The 22,990-nt window shown below is 72.3% G+C and carries 20 protein-coding genes; 11 read left to right on the top strand and 9 right to left on the bottom strand.

Annotation, left to right across the window (positions count from 1 at the left end):
- Nucleotides 1–61: 61 nt before the first annotated feature.
- The 5 genes from ABZ576_RS00715 (at nt 62) to ABZ576_RS00695 (ending at nt 5,091) form a co-directional block, all read left to right on the top strand.
- A complete protein-coding gene (locus tag ABZ576_RS00715; protein ID WP_360734108.1) occupies nt 62–1,159 on the top strand; it encodes a TraR/DksA family transcriptional regulator in 1,098 nt (365 codons plus the stop codon).
- 67 nt (nt 1,160–1,226) lie between these two features.
- A complete protein-coding gene (lspA, locus tag ABZ576_RS00710; protein ID WP_360734105.1) occupies nt 1,227–1,826 on the top strand; it encodes a signal peptidase II in 600 nt (199 codons plus the stop codon).
- 74 nt (nt 1,827–1,900) lie between these two features.
- Nucleotides 1,901–2,845, top strand: a complete 945-nt coding sequence (locus tag ABZ576_RS00705; RefSeq protein WP_360734102.1) for an RluA family pseudouridine synthase — start codon at nt 1,901–1,903, stop codon at nt 2,843–2,845.
- Nucleotides 2,842–3,309 (top strand): GNAT family N-acetyltransferase, encoded by a 468-nt coding sequence (locus ABZ576_RS00700; RefSeq protein ID WP_360734098.1) that lies wholly within the window; start codon nt 2,842–2,844, stop codon nt 3,307–3,309. Before ABZ576_RS00705 ends, ABZ576_RS00700 begins: the two co-directional genes overlap by 4 nt.
- A 195-nt stretch (nt 3,310–3,504) precedes the next feature.
- A complete protein-coding gene (locus tag ABZ576_RS00695) occupies nt 3,505–5,091 on the top strand; it encodes a Na+/H+ antiporter (protein WP_360734095.1) in 1,587 nt (528 codons plus the stop codon).
- Nucleotides 5,092–5,272: 181 nt separating this feature from the next.
- Here the strand turns inward: ABZ576_RS00695 and ABZ576_RS00690 are convergent, their stop codons facing one another.
- The gene (locus ABZ576_RS00690; RefSeq protein ID WP_360734092.1) at nt 5,273–6,379 is read right to left on the bottom strand and encodes a mechanosensitive ion channel domain-containing protein; all 1,107 of its coding nucleotides are present in this window, start codon (nt 6,377–6,379) and stop codon (nt 5,273–5,275) included.
- A 107-nt stretch (nt 6,380–6,486) separates the two neighbouring features.
- On the opposite strand from ABZ576_RS00690, the gene ABZ576_RS00685 reads away from it, so the two are divergent.
- Complete coding sequence (locus ABZ576_RS00685) at nt 6,487–7,059, top strand: dienelactone hydrolase family protein (RefSeq protein ID WP_360734089.1); 573 nt, start codon at nt 6,487–6,489, stop codon at nt 7,057–7,059.
- A 4-nt stretch (nt 7,060–7,063) separates the two neighbouring features.
- Here the strand turns inward: ABZ576_RS00685 and ABZ576_RS00680 are convergent, their stop codons facing one another.
- From ABZ576_RS00680 to ABZ576_RS00665, 4 genes are all read right to left on the bottom strand, one after another.
- On the bottom strand, nt 7,064–8,734 hold the full coding sequence (locus ABZ576_RS00680; protein WP_360734086.1) for an alkaline phosphatase D family protein: 1,671 nt from the start codon (nt 8,732–8,734) through the stop codon (nt 7,064–7,066).
- A gap of 224 nt (nt 8,735–8,958) precedes the next feature.
- Nucleotides 8,959–9,771 (bottom strand): thioredoxin domain-containing protein, encoded by an 813-nt coding sequence (locus ABZ576_RS00675; RefSeq protein WP_360734083.1) that lies wholly within the window; start codon nt 9,769–9,771, stop codon nt 8,959–8,961.
- A gap of 100 nt (nt 9,772–9,871) precedes the next feature.
- On the bottom strand, nt 9,872–10,558 hold the full coding sequence (locus ABZ576_RS00670; RefSeq protein WP_360734080.1) for a hypothetical protein: 687 nt from the start codon (nt 10,556–10,558) through the stop codon (nt 9,872–9,874).
- 68 nt (nt 10,559–10,626) lie between these two features.
- On the bottom strand, nt 10,627–11,952 hold the full coding sequence (locus tag ABZ576_RS00665) for a DUF2252 domain-containing protein (protein WP_360734077.1): 1,326 nt from the start codon (nt 11,950–11,952) through the stop codon (nt 10,627–10,629).
- A gap of 210 nt (nt 11,953–12,162) precedes the next feature.
- On the opposite strand from ABZ576_RS00665, the gene dnaE reads away from it, so the two are divergent.
- Nucleotides 12,163–15,702, top strand: a complete 3,540-nt coding sequence (dnaE, locus tag ABZ576_RS00660) for a DNA polymerase III subunit alpha (RefSeq protein ID WP_360734074.1) — start codon at nt 12,163–12,165, stop codon at nt 15,700–15,702.
- 106 nt (nt 15,703–15,808) lie between these two features.
- Here dnaE and ABZ576_RS00655 read toward each other — a convergent pair whose 3' ends face one another.
- Complete coding sequence (locus ABZ576_RS00655) at nt 15,809–15,976, bottom strand: hypothetical protein (protein WP_360734071.1); 168 nt, start codon at nt 15,974–15,976, stop codon at nt 15,809–15,811.
- 225 nt (nt 15,977–16,201) lie between these two features.
- Here ABZ576_RS00655 and ABZ576_RS00650 point away from each other — a divergent pair, with 225 nt between their 5' ends.
- From ABZ576_RS00650 to ABZ576_RS00635, 4 genes are all read left to right on the top strand, one after another.
- Nucleotides 16,202–17,425, top strand: a complete 1,224-nt coding sequence (locus ABZ576_RS00650) for an NYN domain-containing protein (protein WP_360734068.1) — start codon at nt 16,202–16,204, stop codon at nt 17,423–17,425.
- A gap of 59 nt (nt 17,426–17,484) precedes the next feature.
- A complete protein-coding gene (locus ABZ576_RS00645; protein ID WP_360734065.1) occupies nt 17,485–18,498 on the top strand; it encodes an ABC transporter ATP-binding protein in 1,014 nt (337 codons plus the stop codon).
- Between the two features lie 64 nt (nt 18,499–18,562).
- Nucleotides 18,563–19,384: an ABC transporter permease gene (locus ABZ576_RS00640; RefSeq protein WP_360735481.1), complete on the top strand. Its 822-nt coding sequence runs from the start codon at nt 18,563–18,565 to the stop codon at nt 19,382–19,384.
- A gap of 34 nt (nt 19,385–19,418) precedes the next feature.
- Complete coding sequence (locus ABZ576_RS00635) at nt 19,419–20,054, top strand: AAA family ATPase (RefSeq protein WP_360734063.1); 636 nt, start codon at nt 19,419–19,421, stop codon at nt 20,052–20,054.
- Between the two features lie 405 nt (nt 20,055–20,459).
- On the opposite strand, the gene ybaK is transcribed toward ABZ576_RS00635, so the two are convergent.
- The 3 genes from ybaK to ABZ576_RS00620 are packed head-to-tail and all read right to left on the bottom strand — an operon-like array spanning nt 20,460 to nt 22,786.
- Nucleotides 20,460–20,963 carry a Cys-tRNA(Pro) deacylase gene (gene ybaK / locus ABZ576_RS00630; RefSeq protein ID WP_360734060.1) on the bottom strand — a complete coding sequence of 168 codons (504 nt, stop codon included), beginning with the start codon at nt 20,961–20,963 and terminating at the stop codon, nt 20,460–20,462.
- Nucleotides 20,964–20,981: 18 nt separating this feature from the next.
- The gene (locus ABZ576_RS00625) at nt 20,982–21,722 is read right to left on the bottom strand and encodes an LON peptidase substrate-binding domain-containing protein (RefSeq protein WP_360734058.1); all 741 of its coding nucleotides are present in this window, start codon (nt 21,720–21,722) and stop codon (nt 20,982–20,984) included.
- An 11-nt stretch (nt 21,723–21,733) separates the two neighbouring features.
- The gene (locus ABZ576_RS00620) at nt 21,734–22,786 is read right to left on the bottom strand and encodes a hypothetical protein (RefSeq protein ID WP_360734055.1); all 1,053 of its coding nucleotides are present in this window, start codon (nt 22,784–22,786) and stop codon (nt 21,734–21,736) included.
- Nucleotides 22,787–22,990 lie beyond the last annotated feature (204 nt).

Here is a 22,990-nt window from a genome sequence, read left to right as displayed (position 1 = left end):
GCGGTGCGCCCCGTTGCCGCGGGACTCAAGTCGATTTATCGTCCCAGCACGATTCGCGAACATGATCACAATATGTGAAGGGGTCGCGGCCATGGTGGCGAAGAAGACCGCCGTACAGCAGCCGGCGACCGGGAAGACCGGTGCGCGGCCTGCCGCCAAGAAGGCGGCCCCGGGCAAGACGGCCGCCAGGAAGACGGCCGCCGGAAAGACGGTCGTCGGCAAGACGGCTGTGAACAACACGGCCGAAGGGAAGGCGGCCGAAGGGAAGGCGGCCGACGGCAAGCAGGCGGTCGGGAAGCCGGTCGCCGGCAGGACGGCGGTCAAGACATCGGCGACCGGGAAGACGGCCGTCAAGGGGGCGGCCAAGGAGACCGCCGCGAAGAAGGCGGTCGCTGAGAAGAGCGCCGCGAAAAAGAGCGCCGCGAAGAAGGCGGTCACGAAGAAGGCGGCTGCCCGGACGGCGGTCACGGAGAAGACGGCCGCCAGGAAGGCGGTCGCGAAGGAGACGGCTGCCGGGAAGACGGTCACGAAGGAGACGGCCGCGAAGGAGAAGGCCGTCGGCGAGAAGACCGCCACCGTGAAGGCCGCTGCCGGGAAGGCCGCGGTGAGGGAGGCGGCCGACAAGAGTACGGCCAAGAAAGCGGGCGCGGCGCGGGCCGCCAAGCAGACGGGAGCCACGACGGTGGTTGCGAAGAAGACTCCTGGCACGGCCGCGGCGGCCCAGACCGCCGTTCCCAAGGCGCGGGTCGCCGCGGTGGAGCCCGGCGAGCTGGCGGTGCGCCCCGGCGAGGACCCCTGGACCCCGGCGGAGGTCGCCGAGGCCCGTGCGGAGCTCCAGTCCGAGACGGAGCGGCTCCAGGAGGAGATCAGCTCGTCCGAGGCGTCCCTCGTCGGCCTGATGCGCGACTCCGGGGACGGCGCCGGCGACGACCAGGCCGACACCGGCACCAAGAACATCACGCGCGAGCACGAACTGGCGCTGGCCGCCAACGCGCGCGAGATGCTGATCCAGACCGAGCGCGCCCTGGAGCGGCTGGACGCCGGCACCTACGGCCTGTGCGAGAACTGCGGCAAGCCCATCGGAAAGGCCCGTATGCAGGCGTTCCCGCGGGCCACGCTGTGCGTGGAGTGCAAGCAGAAGCAGGAACGCCGCTCCTGAGCGTGAGGGGGCCTCGGGGCGTGCCGTAGTCTCGTCCCCAGTCAGGCACCTAAATCGAGGGACTCACGTGGCAGAGGCGGAGCGGATCATCGGTACGCCGGACACCCCGGACGACGGCGGCGAGCGGCCGGCGGCGGCCGACGCGGGGGAGCGCCAGGCCCCGGCGCCGCGGCGGACCGGCCGAGGGCGCCGGATCGCCGTGCTCTTCGCGGTGGCCGCGTTCGCGTACGCCGTCGACCTGATCAGCAAGATGCTGGTGGTCTCCCGGCTGGAGGGCCACGCGCCGATCCAGGTCGTCGGGGACCTGCTGGAGCTGCACGCCATCCGCAACCCCGGCGCCGCCTTCGGCTTCGGCGCGGCCTTCACGATCATCTTCACGCTGATCGCCGCGGCCGTGATCGTGGTCATCATCCGCCTGGCCCGCAAGCTCCACAGCTTCCCGTGGGCGGTCGCGCTCGGCCTGCTGCTCGGCGGCGCGCTCGGCAACCTCACCGACCGGATCTTCCGGTCGCCGGGCGTCTTCGAGGGCGAGGTGGTGGACTTCATCGCGCCCAAGGGCTTCGCGGTCTTCAACCTCGCCGACTCGGCGATCGTGTGCGGCGGCATCCTGATCGTGCTGCTGTCCTTCCGCGGCCTGGACCCGGACGGCACCGTCCACAAGGACTGAGGCGGGGCGTCTCCCGGTGGGAGTCGTCCACAGGCCCGTGCGGGGCCGTCCGGCCCGTCCGGCATACTCGACGGGTGAGCACGATTCCCGAGATCCGTACCCTGCCCGTGCCCGACGGCCTGGAGGGCGAGCGCGTCGACGCCGCCATCTCCCGCATGTTCGGCTTCTCCCGCACCAAGGCGGCGGAGCTGGCCGCGGCCGGCAAGGTCCAGGTCGACGGCGCGGTGGTCGGCAAGTCCGAGCGGGTGCGCGGCGGCGCCTGGCTCGAGGTCGAGATGCCGCAGGCGCCCGCGCCGGTCCAGGTGGTCGCCGAGCCGGTCGAGGGCATGGAGATCGTGCACGACGACGACGACGTGGTCGTGATCGTCAAGCCGGTCGGCGTGGCCGCGCACCCGTCGCCGGGCTGGTCCGGCCCGACCGTCATCGGCGGTCTCGCCGCCGCCGGGTACCGGATCTCCACCTCCGGCGCCGCCGAGCGCCAGGGCATCGTGCACCGCCTGGACGTCGGCACCTCCGGCCTGATGGTGGTCGCCAAGTCCGAGTACGCGTACACGTCGCTCAAGCGCCAGTTCAAGGAGCGCACGGTCGACAAGCGCTACCACACCCTGGTCCAGGGTCACCCGGACCCGACCAGCGGCACCATCGACGCCCCGATCGGCCGCCACCCGAACCACGACTACAAGTGGGCGGTCACGGCCGAGGGCAAGCCGTCCGTGACCCACTACGACCTCATCGAGGCGTTCCGTGCCGCCTCCCTGCTGGACGTGAAGCTGGAGACGGGCCGTACGCACCAGATCCGCGTCCACATGGCCGCCCACCGCCATCCGTGCGTCGGCGACCTCACCTACGGCGCCGACCCGACCCTCGCCAAGCGGCTGCGCCTGACCCGCCAGTGGCTGCACGCCGTGCGCCTCGGTTTCGAGCACCCCGGTGACGGCGGCTGGGTGGAGTTCGCCAGCGACTACCCCGAGGACCTCCAGCAGGCCCTCGACCAGGTCCGGGAGGAGACGTACGCGTGAGCCTGCCGTACACCGTCCGCGTCGCCGAGGACCCCGCCGACCGCGAAGCGTGCTTCGCGGTCCGCAAGGAGGTCTTCGTGGGTGAACAGGGCGTCGCCGAGGACATCGAGTACGACGCCTACGACGCCGTGGCCGTGCATGTCCTCGCCGTCCGCGAGGACGGGGTGCCGCTCGGCACCGGACGGCTGCTGCACGGCGCGGCGGCGGCCGGCAAGACCGGCGGGGACCCGGTGGTGGGCTCGCTGGGCCGGCTCGCCGTCACCCGTGAGGCACGCGGAATCGGCGTCGGCGCGGCCCTGGTGCGCGCCATCGAGGAGGCGGCACGGGCGCGTGGTCTGTCGGCGGTGGACCTGCACGCGCAGACCCACGCCCTGGGCTTCTACGAGCGCCTCGGCTACACGGCCTACGGCCCCGAGTTCCCGGACGCCGGCATACCGCACCGGGCGATGCGCCGCTCCCTGTAGCCGACGGGTCCACGCCGGCCCCGCACCGGCGTGCCGGTGGCCGGCCACGTCGTGCCGGGGCCGTCCCGCAGGCCCCGCGGCCGGCGGTTCGCTGTCGGACCGGTGCGGTCGGCGGTACCTCGGGACGGCCGGAGCGTGGGCGTCGTGGCAGGCTGGAGACCTGCCCTGTGATCGTCGAGCCCCGGAGTGCCGTCCGTGGATCAGTTGGCTCTGTTGTTCCTCCTGCTGCTCGGGGCCTTGGTGAGCGTCCCGGTGGGAGACCGGTTCGGGGTGCCGGCACCGGTGCTCATGACCCTGTTCGGCGGGGCCCTGGCCGTGGCCGAGTTCGTGCCGAACGTGGACATCCCACCGGATCTGATCCTGCCCGCGCTGCTGCCGCCGCTGCTCTACGCCGCCGTACGCCGGACCTCCTGGCGGCAGTTCGCGGCCAACGTGCGCCCGATCTTCCTGCTGGCCGTGGCCCTGGTGTTCGTGACGACGGTCTGTGTGGCGCTCGTCGCCCACGCGATCGTGCCCGGGCTGCCGATCGCCGCCGCCATCGCGCTCGGCGCCCTGATCGCGCCGCCCGATCCGGTCGCCGCGACCAGCGTCGCCGGCCGGCTCGGACTGCCGCGCCGCCTGGTGTCGATACTGGAGGGCGAGGGGCTCTTCAACGACGTCACGGCCATCGTGCTGTACCACGTGGCGATCGGCGCCGCCGTGAGCGGCACCTTCTCGGCCTGGCGGGCCGGGGTGGACCTGGTGCTGTCCGCCGTCGTAGCGGTGGTCGTGGGCCTGGTGCTGGGCTGGGGCGCGAACAGGCTGATGGACCTGCTGGGCGACCCGACCCTGCAGATCGGCATGACCCTGCTGGTGCCGTACGCCTCCTACGTCCTCGCCGAGCAGCTGCAGGGCTCCGGGGTGCTCGCCGTGCTCACCACGGCCCTCTTCCTCGCCGAGTACGCCACCGACGCCGACGACGTGATGACCCGGCTGGCCGGGCACACCTTCTGGGACATCATCGACACCCTCGTCACGGGTGTCGCCTTCGGGCTGATCGGTCTGGAGCTGCACAACGCGATCCGCACGGCCCAGGGCCGCTGGGGCGAGATGCTCGGCTGGGCCGCCGCCGTGGTGGGCGTGGTGGTCGTCGTACGGCTGCTGTGGCTGCTGCCGGCGACCTGGCTGACCAAGCGGCTGCACGCCGGCCGGGACTACGACGAGGACATCCCGGTGAGCTGGCGGGAGACCGTCGTGATGTGGTGGTCCGGGATGCGCGGGGTCGCCTCGGTGGCGCTGGCGCTGGCCGTGCCGCTCAGGACGGAGGACGGGTCCGCGTTCCCCGACCGGGACGAGATGATCTTCATCGCGTTCGGTGTGATCATCGCCACACTGGTGGTGCAGGGGCTCACGCTGCCCTGGCTGGTGCGGCGGCTGGGCGTGCGGTCGGACTCCGAGCGGGAGAAGGAGTTCGAGAAGGAGCTGGCGGTGCGGGCGGCGAAGGCGGCCAAGCGCAGGCTGCGGGAGATCGAGCAGGTGGAGGACCTGCCCGAGGACCTGTCGGAGCAGATGCTGCGGCGCGCCTTCGACATCGGCATCCGGATCAGCCCGGACATGGGGGAGGACGAGCGGCGGGAGGCGCAGCACCAGCGGGCCAAGCGGCTCAAGCGGGTGCGGCGCATCCAGAACGAGATGCTGAGCGCCGCCCGGCACGAGGTGCTGGCGGCGCGGAGCGAGCCCGGAGCGGACCCGGAGATCGTGGACCGGGTGCTGCGCCACCTCGACGTGCGCAGCCTGCGGTGAGCGGCCGGCCCCGGCGCGCCCGGGAGGCGGTCACGGGCCGCGCCGGGCTGCGGCGCCGCCCCCACCACGCCGAGTCCCACCACGCCGAGTCCCACCGCGCCGAGTCCCACCGCGCCGAGTCCCACCGCGCCGGGCCCGACCGCGCCGGGCGCGGTCGGGCCGTGGTGGGCGGGCCGTCCGGTCAGCCGCGGCCGGCCCGCGGGAATTCGTAGGCCCGGCGCAGGGCCGCGCCGTCCTGGGAGGGGATGTGGTGCGGCGGGAGCACCGCGTCCGCGGTGTTCACCCGGGGCAGCGCGGAGGGGTGCTCCGCGCAGAGCCAGGCGATCATCTGCTCGCGGACCGCGACCCGCACGGTCCAGATGTCGTCGGCGTCCTTCGCCGTCACCAGCGCGCGCACCTGGATGGTGTTCGGCGTGGTGTCCGTCACCTGCAGGGAGCAGGCGCGGCCGTCCCAGGCCGGGCACTCGCGCAGGATGTCCCGCAGCTTCTCGCGCATCGCCTCGACGGGCGCGCTGTGATCGAGGTGCCAGTAGACGATCCCGGTCATCTGCGGGGTGCCCCGGGACCAGTTCTCGAAGGGCTTGGAGGTGAAGTACGACACCGGCATGGTGATCCGGCGCTCGTCCCAGGTGCGTACCGTCAGGAAGGTCAGGGTGATCTCCTCCACGGTGCCCCACTCGCCGTCCACGACCACCGTGTCGCCGATCCGGACCATGTCCCCGAAGGCGATCTGCAGCCCGGCGAACATGTTCGACAGAGTGGACTGGGCCGCGACACCGGCGACGATGCCGAGGACCCCGGCGGAGGCCAGCAGGGAGGCTCCGGCCGCGCGCATCGCCGGGAAGGTCAGCAGCATGGCGGCCACGGCCACCACCCCGACGATCGCCGCCACCACCCGCATGATCAGCGTCACCTGGGTGCGCACCCGCCGGACCCGGGCGGGGTCGTGGTGGGCGCGCGCGTAGCGGCTGTACGACGTCTCGACCACGGCGGCCGCGATCCGGATCACCAGCCAGGCCGCCGCCCCGATCAGCACCAGGGTCAGCGTCCGCCCGATGCCGGTCCGGTGTTCCTCCAGCAGCTCGGCCTCGTCGTAGGAGCCTCTGAGCAGGGCCGCGCACAGCACCATCTGGTAGGGGACGCGGCCACGGCGCAGCAGGTCCCACAGCGGTGTCTCGCTGTGGCGCTGGTCGGCCTTGCGCAGCAGCACGTCCGTGGCCCAGCCGATGAGAACGGTCAGGACCACGGCGGCGCCGATGACGGTCACGGGGCGGAGTACGGTCTCCATGCCTCCGAACCTAACCGGCTTCGCCGGACCATGAACATGTGACTTCCGCACGCCCGTGGGTACGGGCGCGGTGCGGCTCGGGTGGTCCCGGCTGGCACCATGGCCTCATGAACATCATGCTTTTCCACTCGACCTACGGGCTCAGGCCCGCGGTCCGCGAGGCCGCGGACCGGCTGCGCGCGGCGGGCCACGAGGTGTGGACGCCGGACCTCTTCGACGGGCGCACGTTCGACACGGTCGAGGAGGGCATGGAGTTCAAGGAGCGGATCGGCAAGGAGGAGCTGCTGAAGCGCGCGGTGCTGGCGGCGGCGCCGTACTCGGACCGGGGGCTGGTGTACGCCGGGTTCTCCCTCGGCGCCTCCGTCGCGCAGACCCTGGCCCTCGGCGACGACAAGGCGCGCGGGCTGCTGCTCCTGCACGGCACGTCGGACATCGCGCCGACGGCGCAGGTGGACGAGCTGCCGGTGCAGCTGCACGTGGCCGAGCCGGACCCGTTCGAGACGGACGACTGGCTGAGCGCCTGGTACCTGAGGATGGGCCGGGTGGGCGCCGACGTGGAGGTCTACCGGTACGCCGGGGCGGGTCACCTCTACACCGACCCCGGGCTGCCGGACTACGACGCCGAGGCGGCCGAGGCCACCTGGCGGGTGGCGCTCGGCTTCCTCGACGGCCTGCGCTGAACGGCTACACCGGGTCGTAGGTCCGCTCGACCTTCTGCGTGCCGCTGCGGGTGCGGTAGGAACGGGCCCACGTGGAGGTGGCGTTCGCGTCGGTGCGGTCGGACAGGACGTAGTAGTCCATCTGCGCGCGGTCGGCGGTGATGTCCAGCACGCCGTAGCCGTGCCGGTCGGTGTCCACCCAGTGGACGTGCCGGTTGGCGGCCTTGATGACCGGCGAGGCGACCGCGGAGACCGTGCCCTCGGGCACCTTCACGATGTCGTCCAGGTTGTCGGAGGTCACCGAGGTCACCACGAACTCGGTGGCCGCCGACGCCGACAGCGGGTAGGTGCCCGCGTCCACCGGCACGTCGTTGGCCCACGCCATGTGGATGTCACCGGTCAGGAAGACGGTGTTGCCGATGCCGTTGGAGCGCAGGTGGGCCAGGAGCTCGCGGCGGTCGTCGGTGTAACCGTCCCACTGGTCGGTGTTGGCGGCGATGCCCTCCTGCGGCAGGCCGAGCAGCTTGGCGAGCGGCTTGAACAGGTCGGCGGAGAGCGAGCCGAAGGAGAACGGCGAGATCATCACCGAGTTGCCGACCAGCCGCCACCTGGTGTCGGACGCCTTCAGGCCGGCCTTCAGCCAGTCGAGCTGGACGCGGCCGGTGAGGGTGCGGTCCGGGTCGTCCACCGAGCCGCTCGCCGTGGCCGCCTGCTGGGAGCGGAAGGAGCGCAGGTCCAGCAGGGACAGGTCGGCGAGCTTGCCGAAGCGCAGGCGCCGGTAGGTGGTGCCGGCGACGGCCGGGCGGACCGGCATCCACTCGAAGTAGGCCTGCTTGGCGGCGGCCTGACGGGTCGCCCAGGCGCCCTCGGCACCCTCGGTGTGGTTGACCGCGCCGCCCGACCAGGCGTTGTCGGCGAACTCGTGGTCGTCCCAGATGGCGACGACGGGCGCCTTCAGGTGCAGGGCCTGGAGGTCGGGGTCGGTCTTGTACTTCGCGTGCCGGATCCGGTAGTCGGCGAGGGTGAGGATCTCGTTGGCCGGCGCGTGCGGGCGGACGGCCTTGCCCCGGGTGCCGTACTCGCCGGACGCGTACTCGTAGATGTAGTCGCCGAGATGCAGCCAGGCGTCCAGGTCGTTGCGCGCCGCGAGGTGGCGGTAGGCCGAGAAGTAGCCGGCCTCCCAGTTGGCGCAGGACACCACGCCGAAGCGCAGTGAGGACACCTCCGCGTCCGCCGCCGGCGCGGTGCGGGTGCGCGCCACCGGGGAGTCGGTGCCGCCGGCGGAGAAGCGGAACCAGTAGTCGGTGGCCGGCCGGAGGCCGCGGACGTCGGCCTTCACGGTGTGGTCGGAGGCGGCCGTCGCGGTGGTGGAGCCCCTGGCGACGATGTCCGTCAGCGCCTTGTCGCGGGCGACGACCCAGCTGACCTCGGTGTCCGGGCCGGCCCCGGAGCCGGGTATCGCCTCCGGGACGGGGGTCACCCGGGTCCACAGCAGCACGCCGTCGGGCAGCGGGTCACCGGAGGCGACCCCGTGCAGGAAGGCGGGGGCGTCCGTGGCGGCGCGGGCCGGCAGGGCGGCGGCCAGCGGGCCGGCCAGGACAGCGGTCGCCGCAGCGGCCTTGACGACCGTACGGCGGCGGGGCGAAAGCGAGTCGAGGCCGCGGACGGCCTCGGACGATCTGTTTCGACTGGTCACGGACGATCAGGTTACTGATCGGTACACGCCAAGCGGGCGAACTCGCAAAAGTTCGCCCGCTGTTCGGCGAAAAGTCGGCTGAGCCCCGAAAGGGCAGGTCGGTCCTGGTAAGTCGGCCCGGCCCCGAGGGCCGGACCGACCTCCGAGGGCCTGCTCAGCCGTGCGGGCCCAGCCGTGCGGACTCAGCCGTGCGGACTCAGCCGTGCGGGCCCAGCCGGGCCGGCTCAGCCCTTCAGGGCCGCCTCCAGCGCGGTCTTGTACTCGGCGACCGTCATCGGCGCGTTCTTGCCGTCGGAGCCCGTCAGGGTCTTGCCGCCCATCTTCAGGGTCGGGGTGCCCTCGATGCCGTCCTTGTCGAAGACCTTGGACTCCTCCAGCGCCCACCGGTCGTAGGTGCCGTTCTTCACGGCCTTCCGGAAGGCCGCGTTGCCCTTCAGGGCCGGGACCGTGTCGGCGATCTCGATCAGGTAGGCGTCGTCCTTGAACTTGTCGGTGGTCTCCTCGGGGTGCCACTTCTTCGTGTACATCGCGGCCTTGTACTCGAGGAACGCCTCGGGGCTGACGTCGAGCGCGGCGCCCAGGGCGCTCAGGGCGTTCTTGGAGCCCTCGCCGGTCAGGTTCCTGTCGAGGAAGGTGGCGCCGACGTACTGCATCTTGAACTTGCCGGCGTCCAGGTCCTTCTTCACCGTCGGGCCGACCACCTGCTCGAACGTCGCGCAGACCGGGCAGCGCGGGTCCTCGTACATGACCAGGGTCTTCTCGGCGCTGCTCTTGCCGAGGACGATCGTGGTGCCGTTCTTGCCCGTGGTGTTGGCCGGCTTGACGAGCTTGTCGTCCTTCGCGGCTTCCCAGTAGGCGGGCTTGTTGTTCTGGACGACGGCGTAGCCGATGCCGCCGGCCGCGGCCAGGACGCCCACCACCGAGGCGGCCACGATGAGCTGGCGCTTGGCCTTGTCGCGCTTGGCCTGCCGCTCGCGCTCCTGGCGCAGCCGCTCCCGGGCCGCCGTCTTCGCCGCCTGGCTGTTCCGCTTGCTCATATTGGTGATCTCCATGTGGGACGCGCACACGTCGTACGCGGGATACGTGTGGGGGACTGATCGTGCTCGGGTGCCGTCGCCGCGGACGAGCGGTCGTCGCTCAGCCGAGGGCGGCGGCGGGGGAGCACGGCGGTCCACGCCGTCCCAGGGAGTGCGCGAGGAGCCGGTCGCGGGCGGCGGCGCGGCGCGGCACCGGGCGGGGCAGCCGGCGGACCCGGGCCGGGCCCGCGGTGACCGCGGCCACCGCCAGCAGCAGCGGCCGGAAGGTGGCCGCGGCGACCGCGCGCAGCAGCTGGGCCAGCGCCCGCTCGCCCCGGCGCAGCCAGGCGGCGGCGAGCAGCCCCACACCGATGTGCGCGGCGAGCAGCAGCCAGGCGGCGGCCGGGCCGGCGTCGGAGAACAGCGCCCCGGCGTGGCCGGTGCCACCGGTGACCCGGGTCAGCGGCGTGCCCACCCGGCCCTCGCACAGCACGTCCAGGCCCACCGCGCGCAGCGGACCGGCGACCGGGCCGCCCGCCCGGCCGTAACAGGCGTGCTGGCCGGTGGTGAACACCGTGTCGGCGGCCAGCTCCAGCGGGATCAGCAGGGCCGCGATCCGGCCGAGGCCACGCTCGCGGCCCGCCAGCGCGTACGCGGTGACGAACACCCCGGCGGCGACCGCGCCCACGGTCGCCAGCGGCAGCGGAGCACGGGACAGCAGCACGTGCGACGCGGTGCTGAGCGTCACGACGAAGGCCGTGAACAGCGCCGCGCGCACGGCTCTGAGCTGGGTCCCGGATATGTCCATGGCGAGAGAAGAGTGTGTCACGTCCGCGGGTAAGAGACCCCTAAAGAGTGCCTGTGAATCCGCGGCGGCTACAGCCCCGGAATCCGGCCGTTGCGGAACAGGTCGACGAAGATCTGGTGGTCGGCACGCGCGCGTGCGCCGTAGGCGTGCGCGAAGTCCACCAGCAGGGGCGCGAAGTTCTCCTCGTCGGCCGCGAGGGCCGCGTCGATGGCCCGCTCGGTGGAGAACGGCACCAGGGACTCGCCGGAGGTGTCGTCCGCCGCCGCGTGCATCGCGGCCGTGGCCCGGCCGAGGTCGGCGACGACGGCCGCGATCTCCTCCGGGTCGTCGATGTCCTCCCAGTCCAGGTCCACGGCGTACGGCGAGACCTCGGCGACCAGCTGGCCGGCGCCGTCCAGCTCGGTCCAGCCGAGCCACGGGTCGGCGTGCGCCTGGAGGGCCCGCTGGGAGATCACCGTGCGGTGGCCCTCGTGCCGGAAGTACTCCGCGATGGCCGGATCCGTGATGTGCCGGGAGACGGCCGGCGTCTGGGCCTGCTTGATGTAGATCACGACATCGTTCTCCAGGGCGTCGCTGTGGCCCTCCAGGAGGATGTTGTACGACGGCAGGCCCGCCGAGCCGATGCCGATGCCCCGGCGGCCCACGACGTCCTTCACCCGGTAGGAGTCGGGGCGGGCCAGGGAGGAGTCCGGCAGCGTCTCCAGGTAGCCGTCGAAGGCCGCCAGGACCTTGTACCGGGTGGCCGCGTCCAGCTCGATGGAGCCGCCGCCCGGGGCGAAGCGGCGCTCGAAGTCGCGGATCTCGGTCATCGACTCCAGCAGCCCGAAACGGGTCAGCGAGCGGGCGTCACGCAGCGCGTCCAGCAGCGGACCCTGCGCGCTGTCCAGCGTGAACGGCGGCACCTCGTCCCGCTTGGCGCCCGTGGCCAGGGCCCGGATGCGCTCGCGGTAGGCGGCGGCGTAGACCGTCACCAGCTCGGTGATCTGCGCGTCGCTGAGCGCCTTCGCGTACCCGATGAGCGCGACGGAGGCGGAGAAGCGCTTCAGGTCCCAGGTGAAGGGGCCCACGTAGGCCTCGTCGAAGTCGTTGACGTTGAAGACCAGCCGGCCGTTCGAGTCCATGTACGTGCCGAAGTTCTCCGCGTGCAGGTCGCCGTGGATCCACACGCGCGAGGTGCGCTCGTCCAGGTACGGCCCGCCGCGCTTCTCGGCGTCGAGGTCGTGGTAGAAGAGGCACGCCGTGCCCCGGTAGAACGCGAACGCCGAGGCCGCCATCTTCCGGAATTTCACCCGGAACGCGGCCGGGTCGGCGGCCAGGAGCCGGCCGAAGGCGGTGTCGAAGACGGCGAGGATCTCCTCGCCGCGCTGCTCCTCGTCGAGCTGGGGGACCGACATCGCGGGGTGCCTCCTGGTGCATTGCCTGTACGACAGCGTTTCTGCCGTTTCCAACGCACGAAGGTACGCCGGAGTGCCCACCCGTCACCCGACCACCACCCGCGTCGAGGCGGTGTCCGCCTCGGGTGTCGGTCGTGAGGCATAGACTTCGACGCTGACCCCAGAACCGTCCGCCACCCGTCGCCGAGTGTTTCCGTTGGAGGCCAAACCGTGTCGAAGCCGCCCTTCACGCACCTGCACGTCCACACCCAGTACTCGCTGCTGGACGGTGCCGCGCGGCTCAAGGACATGTTCAACGCGTGCAACGAGATGGGCATGACGCACATCGCCATGTCCGACCACGGCAACCTGCACGGGGCCTACGATTTCTTCCATTCCGCGAAGAAAGCCGGAATCACCCCGATCATCGGGATCGAGGCGTACGTCGCCCCCGAGTCCCGGCGCAACAAGCGCAAGATCCTCTGGGGCCAGCCGCACCAGAAGCGGGACGACATCTCCGGTTCGGGCGGTTATACGCACAAGACGATGTGGGCGGTGAACCGGACCGGCCTGCACAACCTCTTCCGCCTCTCCTCCGACGCCTACGCCGAGGGCTGGCTGCAGAAGTGGCCCCGGATGGACAAGGAGACCATCGCCCAGTGGTCCGAGGGCATCGTCGCCTCCACCGGCTGCCCCTCCGGCGAGGTGCAGACCCGGCTGCGCCTCGGCCACTTCGACGAGGCCCTCAAGGCCGCCGCCGACTACCAGGACATCTTCGGCAAGGACCGGTACTTCCTGGAGCTGATGGACCACGGCATCGAGATCGAGCGCCGGGTCCGTGACGGCCTGCTGGAGATCGGCAGGAAGCTCGGCATCCCCCCGCTGGTCACCAACGACTCGCACTACACGTACGCGCACGAGGCGGGCGCCCACGACGCCCTGCTGTGCATCCAGACCGGCAAGAACCTCTCCGACCCGGACCGCTTCAAGTTCGACGGCACCGGCTACTACCTGAAGTCCACGGACGAGATGTACGCCATCGACTCCTCGGACGCCTGGCAGGAGGGCTGCGCCAACACGCTGCTCGTCGCCGAGATGGTCGACACCACGGGCATGTTCGAGAAGCGCGACCTCATGCCCAAGTTCGACATCCCCGAGGGCTACACCGAGGTCACCTGGTTCAAGGAGGAGGTCCGCCGCGGCATGGAGCGCCGCTACCCGGACGGCATCCCCGAGGACCGCCAGAAGCAGGCCGACTACGAGATGGACACCATCATCTCGATGGGCTTCCCCGGCTACTTCCTCGTCGTCGCCGACTTCATCATGTGGGCCAAGAAGCAGGGCATCGCGGTCGGCCCCGGCCGTGGCTCCGCGGCCGGCTCGATCGTCGCCTACGCCATGGGCATCACCGACCTCGACCCCATCCCGCACGGCCTGATCTTCGAGCGGTTCCTCAACCCCGAGCGCATCTCGATGCCCGATGTCGACATCGACTTCGACGAGCGCCGGCGCGTGGAGGTGATCCGGTACGTCACCGAGAAGTACGGCGCCGACAAGGTCGCCATGATCGGCACCTACGGCACCATCAAGGCCAAGAACGCGATCAAGGACTCCGCGCGCGTGCTGGGCTACCCGTACGCGATGGGCGACCGCATCACCAAGGCCATGCCCGCCGACGTCCTCGGCAAGGGCATCCCGCTGTCCGGCATCACCGACCCCAGCCACCCGCGCTACAGCGAGGCCGGCGAGGTCCGCGGGATGTACGAGAACGAACCGGACGTGAAGAAGGTCATCGACACCGCGCGCGGCGTGGAGGGCCTGGTCCGGCAGATGGGTGTGCACGCGGCCGGCGTGATCATGTCCAGCGAGACCATCACCGAGCACGTCCCGGTGTGGGTCAGGCACACCGACGGCGTGACGATCACCCAGTGGGACTACCCGAGCTGTGAGTCGCTCGGCCTGCTGAAGATGGACTTCCTGGGCCTGCGCAACCTCACGATCATGGACGACGCCGTCAAGATGGTGAAGGCCAACAAGGGGATCGACATCGATCTCCTGGGCCTGCCGCTCGACGACCCCACGACCTTCGAGCTGCTCCAGCGGGGCGACACCCTCGGCGTCTTCCAGTTCGACGGCGGCCCCATGCGCTCGCTGCTGCGCCTGATGAAGCCGGACAACTTCGAAGACATCTCCGCCGTGTCGGCCCTGTACCGCCCGGGCCCGATGGGCATGAACTCCCACACGAACTACGCGCTGCGCAAGAACGGGCAGCAGGAGATCACGCCGATCCACCCCGAGCTGGAGGCGCCGCTCAAGGAGGTACTGGACGTCACCTACGGCCTGATCGTCTACCAGGAGCAGGTGCAGAAGGCCGCCCAGATCATCGCCGGCTACTCGCTCGGCGAGGCCGACATCCTCCGCCGCGTGATGGGCAAGAAGAAGCCGGAGGAGCTGGAGAAGAACTTCGTCATCTTCCAGGCCGGCGCCCGCAAGAACGGCTACAGCGACGAGGCGATCCAGGCGCTGTGGGACGTGCTGGTCCCCTTCGCCGGCTACGCGTTCAACAAGGCGCACTCGGCCGCGTACGGCCTGGTGTCCTACTGGACGGCCTACCTGAAGGCGAACCACCCCGCCGAGTACATGGCCGCCCTGCTGACCTCCGTCAAGGACGACAAGGACAAGTCGGCGGTCTACCTCAACGAGTGCCGCCGCATGGGCATCCGGGTGCTCCCGCCGAACGTGAACGAGTCGGAGTCGAACTTCGCCGCCCAGGGCGACGACGTGATCCTCTTCGGCCTCTCCGCCGTCCGCAACGTCGGCACCAACGTGGTCGAGTCGATCATCAAGTGCCGCAAGGCCAAGGGGAAGTACACCTCCTTCCCCGACTACCTCGACAAGGTCGAGGCGGTGGTCTGCAACAAGCGCACCACGGAATCGCTGATCAAGGCCGGCGCCTTCGACTCGATGGGCCACACCCGCAAGGGCCTCATGGCGCAGTACGAGCCGATGATCGACAACGTGGTCGCGGTCAAGCGCAAGGAGGCCGAGGGACAGTTCGACCTCTTCGGCGGCATGGGCGAGGAGACCAGCAGCGAGCCCGGCTTCGGACTCGACGTGCAGTTCACCGACGACGAGTGGGACAAGACCTACCTGCTCGCCCAGGAGCGGGAGATGCTCGGTCTGTACGTCTCCGACCACCCGCTCTTCGGCCTGGAGCACGTACTGTCCGACAAGGCCGACGCGGGCATCGCCCAGCTCACCGGCGGTGAGCACGCCGACGGCGCGGTCGTCACGATCGGCGGCATCATCTCCGGCCTGCAGCGCAAGATGACCAAGCAGGGCAACGCCTGGGCGATCGCCACCGTGGAGGACCTGGCGGGCTCCATCGAGTGCATGTTCTTCCCGGCCACCTACCAGCTGGTGTCGACCCAACTGGTCGAGGACGCCGTGGTGTTCGTCAAGGGCCGGCTCGACAAGCGGGAGGACGTGCCCCGGCTGGTCGCCATGGAACTGATGGTCCCGGACCTGTCCAACGCGGGCACCAACGCGCCCGTGGTGCTCACCATCCCGGCCGTGAAGGTCACCCCGCCGATGGTCAGCCGTCTCGGCGAGATCCTCAGCCACCACAAGGGCGACAGCGAGGTGCGGATCAGGCTCCAGGGCCCGCGCAAGACCACCGTCCTGCGCCTGGACCGGCACCGGGTCAAGCCCGACCCCGCGCTCTTCGGCGACCTGAAGGTGCTCCTCGGCCCCTCCTGCCTGGCCGGCTGAGCCCCGCCGCCCGCGCCCGCGCGAAGGGCGCACCCATGACGCCCGCGCGAAGGGGCGCACCCGTGACGGGTGCGCCCCTTCCATGTGCCCGGGCTTCAACTGCCCTTTAGTTGTGGCCGAAGCTCTTCTGCTTCTTGCGAGCGGCATCCGCGGGGCCGCCCTGGATGTGCGACACCGGCGACTCGTGCTCTTCCGCCGGAGGACGCTGCGCGTGCTCGTTCTGCTGCGCGCGGTTCTGCGGGCCGGCCTGCTTGCGGTTCTTGTTCTTGGCCATGGTGATCTGCCTCCTGTGGGGGATCTAGGGGCCAGGGCCGGGACCAGATTCACATAGGCTGACATCAGGCGCATGTCGGATAATTACCGTGTGTGACAGGGTTGGTGGGCGCGCCGCACCCGCAAACGCCACGCCGAAGATCGAGTTCGGGCCGTTAACCCCCGCGCAGTCGGGCAGACTCGAAGGAAGTCCGAAGCAAAACCTTCCGGGAAGAGGGTGAGTCGCGTGGACCGCTGCATCGTCCTGGTGGACGCCGGGTATCTGCTGGGAGCCGCCGCCAGCCTCCTCGCCGGCGAGCCCTCGCGGTCCCGGATCACCGTCGATCACACCGCACTGATCCAGGCCCTGCGGGAACGCGCGGAATCCGACACGGAGCGCCCTCTGCTGCGCATCTACTGGTTCGACGGCGCCCCCGACCGGGTCCCCCAGCCGGAACACCGCCGGTTGCGCGTCATGCCCCGGGTCACGGTCCGCCTCGGCGCCCTCACCCGCAGTGACGGACGCTGGGCCCAGAAGGGCGTCGACGCCGCCATGCACGCCGAGCTGACCGAGCTGGCCCGCAACCGTGCCTGCTCCGACGTCGTCCTCGTCACCGGCGACGGCGATCTGCTGCCCGGCATGATGGCCGCCAAGGAGCACGGCGTCGCCGTCCACCTGTGGGCCGTCCAGGCCGCGGACGGCGACTACAACCAGTCCGAGGACCTGGTCGCCGAGGCCGACGAGCGGCGCGTGCTGGACCGGGCCTGGATCACCCAGGCCGTCCGCGCCAAGGAGCTGACCGGCGTCTGCGCCCCGCCGCCCGCGCCCCGCCCGGAGATCGCCGCGATCCTCTCCGCGCCGCTGCCCGAGTCCGCGCTCGCCGCGGCGGCCGAGCGGACCGCCGAGCAGCCCGCGCACCGGCCCGCCGCCGCGGCGGCGGAGAACGGCACCCCGGAGCGGGCCCCCGCCGCCAAGGGCGTGCCGACCCCGAAGGACCTGGCCGCACTGCGCGCACCCGGCAGCCAGCCCGCGCAGCACCCGGCGACCGCGACCCTGCGCTGGTCCTCCGACAAGGGCTGGGTCGACCGGCCCGGCGTCGTCGCCGAGCCGCCCGAGGCCGCCTCCATGCCGACGCTGGCCCAGCTCACCACCGCCGAGCAGCGGTGGGCCGACCGGGAGGAGGACATCACCACGGTCGGCGGCGACCCCTACGAGGTGGGTCAGGTCTTCGCCCGCCGCTGGATGTCCCGGCTCGGCGACCAGAGCCACCTCCAGCGGCTGTCGCAGATGTACCCGCGCATCCCGCACCGGATCGACGGGGAGCTGCTGAGATACGCGGCGCGGTTCGGACTGCTCGCGCACAAGGACGACCAGATCGACGAGCACGACCGTTACGCCATCCGGGCGGGCTTCTGGCGGGAGTTCGACGTGCCGGCCGCCGCCGAGCAGCACGCGCCCGCGGCCGACTGAACCCCCGTAACCGCCCCCGAAGGCGAGCAAACGCCGCGGACCCCGTAGTCTCGTCCCTTGTGAGTACGCGCGCGGGACAGGCACTTCGGTACGACGAGGTCGTACGCGTGCGCGGGCTCGGCAAGACGTATCCGGCCGTGAAGGGCCGGCGGGGCACTCCGGGCACCCCCGAGGTGCGGGCCACCGACGGGGTGGAGCTGGACGTGCGGCGCGGGGAGGTCTTCGGACTGCTCGGGCCGAACGGCGCCGGCAAGTCCACGCTCGTACGGCAGCTCACCGGGCTGCTGCGGCCGGACACCGGCAGCGTCGAGATACTCGGCCACGACATCGTGCGGCACCCCGAGCGGGCCGCCCGGATCCTCGCCTACCTCGGCCAGGAGTCCACCGCCCTGGACGAGCTGACCGTCTCCCTCGCCGCCGAGACCACCGGCCGCCTGCGCGGCCTGGAGGTCCGGCGGGCGCGGGCCGAGCGGGACGCCGTGCTGGAGGAGCTCGGGCTCACTCCCATCGCCGGGCGGGTGCTGAAGAAGCTGTCCGGCGGGCAGCGGCGGCTCGCCTGTTTCGCCGCCGCCCTCGTCGGCCGGCGGCCGCTGCTCGTACTGGACGAGCCGACCACCGGCATGGACCCGGTGGCCCGGCGCGCGGTCTGGGCGGCCGTGGACCGGCGGCGGGCCGAGCACGGTACGACCGTGCTGCTGGTCACCCACAACGTCATCGAGGCCGAGACGGTGCTGGACCGGGTCGCCGTGCTCGACCAGGGCCGGGTCATCGCCTGTGACACCCCCGCCGGCCTCAAGGCGCGGGTCGCCGGAGAGGTGCGGGTCGAGCTGGTGTGGCGGGACCGGGCGCCGCTGGAGGTGCCCGAGGTCGCCGTGTTGAGCGAGCGGGCCGTGGAGTCCGGCCGGCGCTGGACGCTCCGGCTCGCTCCCGAGGAGGCCCGCGCCGTCGTCGCCACGGTGACCGGCGGGGCCGCGTTCGCCGCCCTGGACGACTTCACGCTCGCCACGCCCAGCCTGGAGGACGTCTACCTGGCGCTGGGCGGGGCGGCCCGGCAGGGGCTGGTGCGGGCATGAGCGCGCGGGCCGCGGAGTGCGTATGGGTGTGCGCGAGAGCCGTACGGAAGAGGAGCAGCTCGTCGTGAGTGTCGTACCCGCCGAGGTCCTGCCGGGCGGTGCCCGGGCCGTACCGGAGCCGGCGTCCCGCGCGGCCGAGCTCGGGCCGCCCGCGCGGCTGTGGCCGTCGCTGGCGGCCGTCTACCGGGCGCAGCTGTCCCGGGCCCGGGTGGCCCGGATCCCGCTGCTGTTCGTGGCGACCTTCCAGTCCGTCGGCATCACCGTGATGATGCGCGGTGTCGTCGACAGCGGCGGTGAGGCCCAGTCCGTGGTGGCCGGGTCGTCCGTGCTGGTCGTCGCGTACGTCGCGCTGAACCTGCTGTCGCAGTACTTCGGGCAGCTGCGGGCCAGCGGCGGACTCGACCACTACGCCACGCTGCCGGTGCCGCCGGCGGCCGTGGTGCTGGGCGCGGCGGCGGCGTACGCCTCCTTCACCGTGCCGGGGACCTTGGTGACCGCCGTCTTCGGCTGCGTGCTGTTCGGGCTGCCGCTGGCCAACCTGTGGATCCTGCTGGCCGTCGTGCCGCTCGCCGGGGCCGCGCTGGCCGGGCTCGGAGCCGCCTGCGGGCTGCTCGCGCCCCGCCCCGAGCTGGCCACGCTGCTCGGACAGCTCGGCATGTCGGCGGCGCTGCTGCTGGGCGTGCTGCCGGCCGACCGGATGCCGGGCGTCGTCCGGCTGGCCCGTGATCTCCTGCCGTCGACGTACGGCGTGGAGGCCTACGCGCGGACCTTCGGGGCCCACCCCGACTGGGCCGTCGTCCTCGCCGACCTGGGGGTGTGCGCGGGTGTCGGAGTCGTCTCGCTGGCCGTGGCGACCTGGGCGTACCGCAGGGCCGCCGTCCGGTGACGCGGCGCACGGCACGGCCTGGCACGATGTCAGGGTGACCGCACCGCTGACTCCACCGCCGCACGACGACTCCGCGCACCAGGTCCGGCAGGCGCCGCCGCCTGCCGGGGCACCCGTCGGGGATGGATACGAACAGGACGGCCCCGGCATGAGGACGGAACTGCGGGAGGCCGCCGTGGTCACGGTGGCGGTGGCGCTCGGCGGGGTGCTGCTGGGGCTGCTGTGGTGGTGGCTGGCGCCGCGTGTGCCGCTCGTCGGTGACGAGATCGACAAGAGCTGGGTCGTCTACCTCAAGGACACCGAGGGGGAGCAGGCGGTCGGGGTGGACGGTACGTTCATCCTGCTGGGGCTCGCCTTCGGGCTGGTCAGCGCGGTCGTGGTGTTCCTGCTGCGACGGCGTGGCGGTGTGCCGCTCGTGGTGGCGCTGGGGCTGGGCGGGCTGCTCGGGTCCGTGCTGGCCTGGCGGCTGGGGGTCTGGCTGGGACCCGAGTCGGACGTGCTCGCGCACGCGCGGGCGGCGGGCAAGGGTGTGACCTTCTCGGCGCCGCTGAAGCTGTCCGCCAAGGGGGCGCTGCTGGCGTGGCCGCTGGCGGGGCTGCTGGTGCACCTGGGGCTCACGGCGCTGTTCGGTCCCCGGGATCCCGAGCCGCCGTATGCGGAGGGGCGGTAGGGGTCGGCGGGGTGCGCTGGCGGGTGCGCTGGCGGGTTCGCCGGTGTGGTTCGGCTGCCGGGGTCGCAGTGCCGTAGCCGGGGCTCCGCCCCGGACCCCGCCTCGCCCACCCGCCACCCGACTCGGTCGGCGGGAAGGGCACCGTGCCGGGTTCGGCCGGTGTGGTCCGGCTGCCGGGGCCGCAGTGCCGTAGCCGGGGCTCCGCCCCGGACCCCGCCTCGCCCACCCGCCACCCGACTCGGTCGGCGGGAAGGGTGCCCCAGGCTCGGTGGGTGGGGAGAGTGCCCCCCGTCTCGGGGGGTGGGGAGAGTCCCCCCGTCTCGGGGGGTGGGGAGAGTGCCCCCCGTCTCGGTCCGTCTCGGTCGACGGGACGGTGCTCGGTCGGCTCGGTCGGTGAGGTGGGGGTCAGGTTCGGGCGATCGGGGCCAGGGTCGCGTCCGTCAGTTCGGTGAGGGTGGTGGGGGACAGTTCCACTTCCAGGCCCCGGCGGCCCGCCGACACGCAGATCGTCCCGTGCCGCGCCGCCGACTCGTCGAGGACCGTCGGGAGCCGCTTGCGCTGGCCCAGGGGGGAGATCCCGCCGCGGACGTAGCCCGTGGTGCGTTCGGCGAGGGCCGGGTCGGCCATGGCGGCCCGCTTGCCGCCGACCGCCGCCGCCAGGGCCTTCAGGTCCAGCGAGCCGGCCACCGGGACCACGCCGACCACCAGCGAGCCGTCCACGTCGGCCACCAGGGTCTTGAAGACGCGGTCGGGGGAGACACCCATCGCCTCGGCCGCCTCCTCGCCGTACGACGGGTGGGAGGGGTCGTGGTCGTAGGCGTGGACGGTGAAGTCCACGCCGGCCGCCGTCAGGGCCACCGTGGCCGGCGTGCCCCCGGACTGCTGCTGCTTCTTCGACTTCTTCGCCATCGGATGCGCGGCTCTTCCTCAGTTCAGGCTGGTCGGCGTCCGCGTCAGCTCGGACGCGGGCAACGACGGCAGGCTACGGATGATGGCCGTCTCCCCGCGAAGGAGTTTCAGCTCGTCGCGCAGGCGCGAGGCGGTGTCCGGGGCCTGCAGCAGCCGCTGCTTGGTCGGCGTGTCGTGCACCATCGCCGCCGCCACCAGGTACGACACCACGCTCGGGTCGTCCGGCAGGTCCGCCCCCGAGGACAGGGAGCGCTCCCGGGCGCCCGCCAGGCGCTTCTGGTACTGCCGGAAGGAGCGCAGCACGCCCTCGGCCAGCGCGCCGGCCTCGTCGCCGGGCTCCTCCGGCAGCTCCTCCAGCTCGGCCGTCAGGAACGGCCCCGAGGCGTCCACGGACAGCAGCCGCACCCGGGTCGTACCGGTCGCCAGCACCTCGAACGTGCCGTCGGACCGCTCCCGGACGGTCGCCGCGTCCGCCACACAGCCCACGGCGTGGAAGGACTTCAGTGGATCGGGGCCGAAGCCCGCGGCCGGGCCGCGTTCCGGCCGGGCCGTCGGATCCGGCATGCCCGGGGCGCTCGGCGCCACCTCGTGGCCGTCGCGGATGGCGACGACGGCGAACCGGCGCGGCTCGTCCTCGGGGGTCTTGAGCAGCTCGCGCATCATGGCGCGATAACGCTCCTCGAAGACGTTCAACGGCAGCACGAGCCCCGGGAACAACACCGAGTTCAGCGGAAAGAGCGGGAGACGGGCGGTGGTCACGGCGCCCCAGCCTAGTGGTCGGCGGAGCAGACGTGTCCGCCGTGCCCGCCGAGGGGGTTCCCGGGCGGCGGCAGCAGCCCGGCCGGGGAGGGCAGCGGGCCCGCCGTCTCCAGGTGTTCGCGCAGCCGCAGGAAGTGGCCGAGCGGGTCCTCGGAGAACCGGTCCCACGGGAAGGAGGTGGCGTACGGGCCGATCAGCCGCAGCTGCGCCCGGGCGTCCGCCCAGCGGTCCAGCCGTAGCAGGACGTACAGCAGTTTGTTGCGGACCTCGGCGGGCCACGGGTCGGCCGCCGGGAAGCGGGCCGAGAGCACGATGGCGCGGTCGGCCGCCGCGTCCAGCCGGGCCCGGGGCACCTGGGGGCCGCAGCCGTCGGTGAGGTAGCCGAGGGCCGCCCGGGCGGGCAGGGCCTGGACGAGCGAGACCGCCGGGGCGTCCTGCGCGGCCCGGTCGGCGAAGTCGAAGCACTCGCGGTGCGAGCCGTGCCAGAAGGTGGCCAGGTAGCGCAGCGCGGCCACGTGGCAGCCGTAGTGGTGCGGGGCGCGCCGGACCGCCGCCTCCCACAGCTCCTCGAAGTACCGGTGCCCGGCCCGGGAGCCCCGGGCGTGGTCCAGCGCGATCCGCCAGGGCACCGGGTCGCGGTCGTCGGCGCGGGCGGCCGCCGTGATGAGCGGGCTCACCTCGCGCAGCAGCTCGGCGCGGGCCGGTGAGGGCCAGACGCGGTCCACCGCCAGCTGGGCGCCGAGGAGCAGCGCGTCGGGGTCCTCGGGGGCGGCCGCGCGCCATTCCTCGAACCACTCGGGACGCGACCGGGCGAAGGCGGCCAGGCGTCTGACGTACCGGTCGCGGATCTCCCACTCGGCCGCGGCCCGCGTGCCGGCCAGCAGCTCGGCCGCGCCGGCGTACTCGCCCCGGCCGGCCGCGACCAGCGCGGGGGACAGCCGGTGGTCGGGCGCGTCGAGCACGGTCTCGTCGCCGGCCGGCGGTCGGCCGGCCGGGGACGCGGAGCGTTTGGCCATCCGGGTGGGGCGGATGAACGAGGGCAGCAGAGCCATGGTGTCGACCATTGAAAGACCGCTGGTCGGGGCCGCGCCAGAGGGCCGGGGCAAGTTGCGTAAGGTTGTACGGCGGAAGGTCAAGGAACGGTAAAGGGTGACCCGCGCGTGTGACGGAACCGTGTGCTCCGTGAGTGCTCCGCGGGTGGGCCGCGCGGCAGCCGTGTCCGCCGCCCCTCCAGCCACGGCGGCCCCCGCGGTGTCAGTACGGCCGGC

The sequence above is a fragment of the Streptomyces sp. NPDC013455 genome (assembly GCF_040632975.1).
GTDB lineage: Bacteria > Actinomycetota > Actinomycetes > Streptomycetales > Streptomycetaceae > Streptomyces.
The sequence above is the reverse complement of the archived record's forward strand: the minus strand, read 5'-3'. Positions and strand labels throughout refer to the sequence as shown.

What these genes read in the sequence shown, in the direction of transcription:
- ybaK (WP_360734060.1), bottom strand. Translation starts at nt 20,963, where the DNA reads ATGGCGAAGAAGTCGAAGAAGCAGCAGCAGTCCGGGGGCACGCCGGCC.
- ABZ576_RS00665 (WP_360734077.1), bottom strand. Translation starts at nt 11,952, where the DNA reads ATGTCGGTCCCCCAGCTCGACGAGGAGCAGCGCGGCGAGGAGATCCTC.
- ABZ576_RS00655 (WP_360734071.1), bottom strand. Translation starts at nt 15,976, where the DNA reads ATGGCCAAGAACAAGAACCGCAAGCAGGCCGGCCCGCAGAACCGCGCG.
- ABZ576_RS00685 (WP_360734089.1), top strand. Translation starts at nt 6,487, where the DNA reads ATGAACATCATGCTTTTCCACTCGACCTACGGGCTCAGGCCCGCGGTC.
- ABZ576_RS00690 (WP_360734092.1), bottom strand. Translation starts at nt 6,379, where the DNA reads ATGGAGACCGTACTCCGCCCCGTGACCGTCATCGGCGCCGCCGTGGTC.
- ABZ576_RS00620 (WP_360734055.1), bottom strand. Translation starts at nt 22,786, where the DNA reads ATGGTCGACACCATGGCTCTGCTGCCCTCGTTCATCCGCCCCACCCGG.
- ABZ576_RS00670 (WP_360734080.1), bottom strand. Translation starts at nt 10,558, where the DNA reads ATGGACATATCCGGGACCCAGCTCAGAGCCGTGCGCGCGGCGCTGTTC.
- ABZ576_RS00675 (WP_360734083.1), bottom strand. Translation starts at nt 9,771, where the DNA reads ATGAGCAAGCGGAACAGCCAGGCGGCGAAGACGGCGGCCCGGGAGCGG.
- ABZ576_RS00715 (WP_360734108.1), top strand. Translation starts at nt 62, where the DNA reads ATGATCACAATATGTGAAGGGGTCGCGGCCATGGTGGCGAAGAAGACC.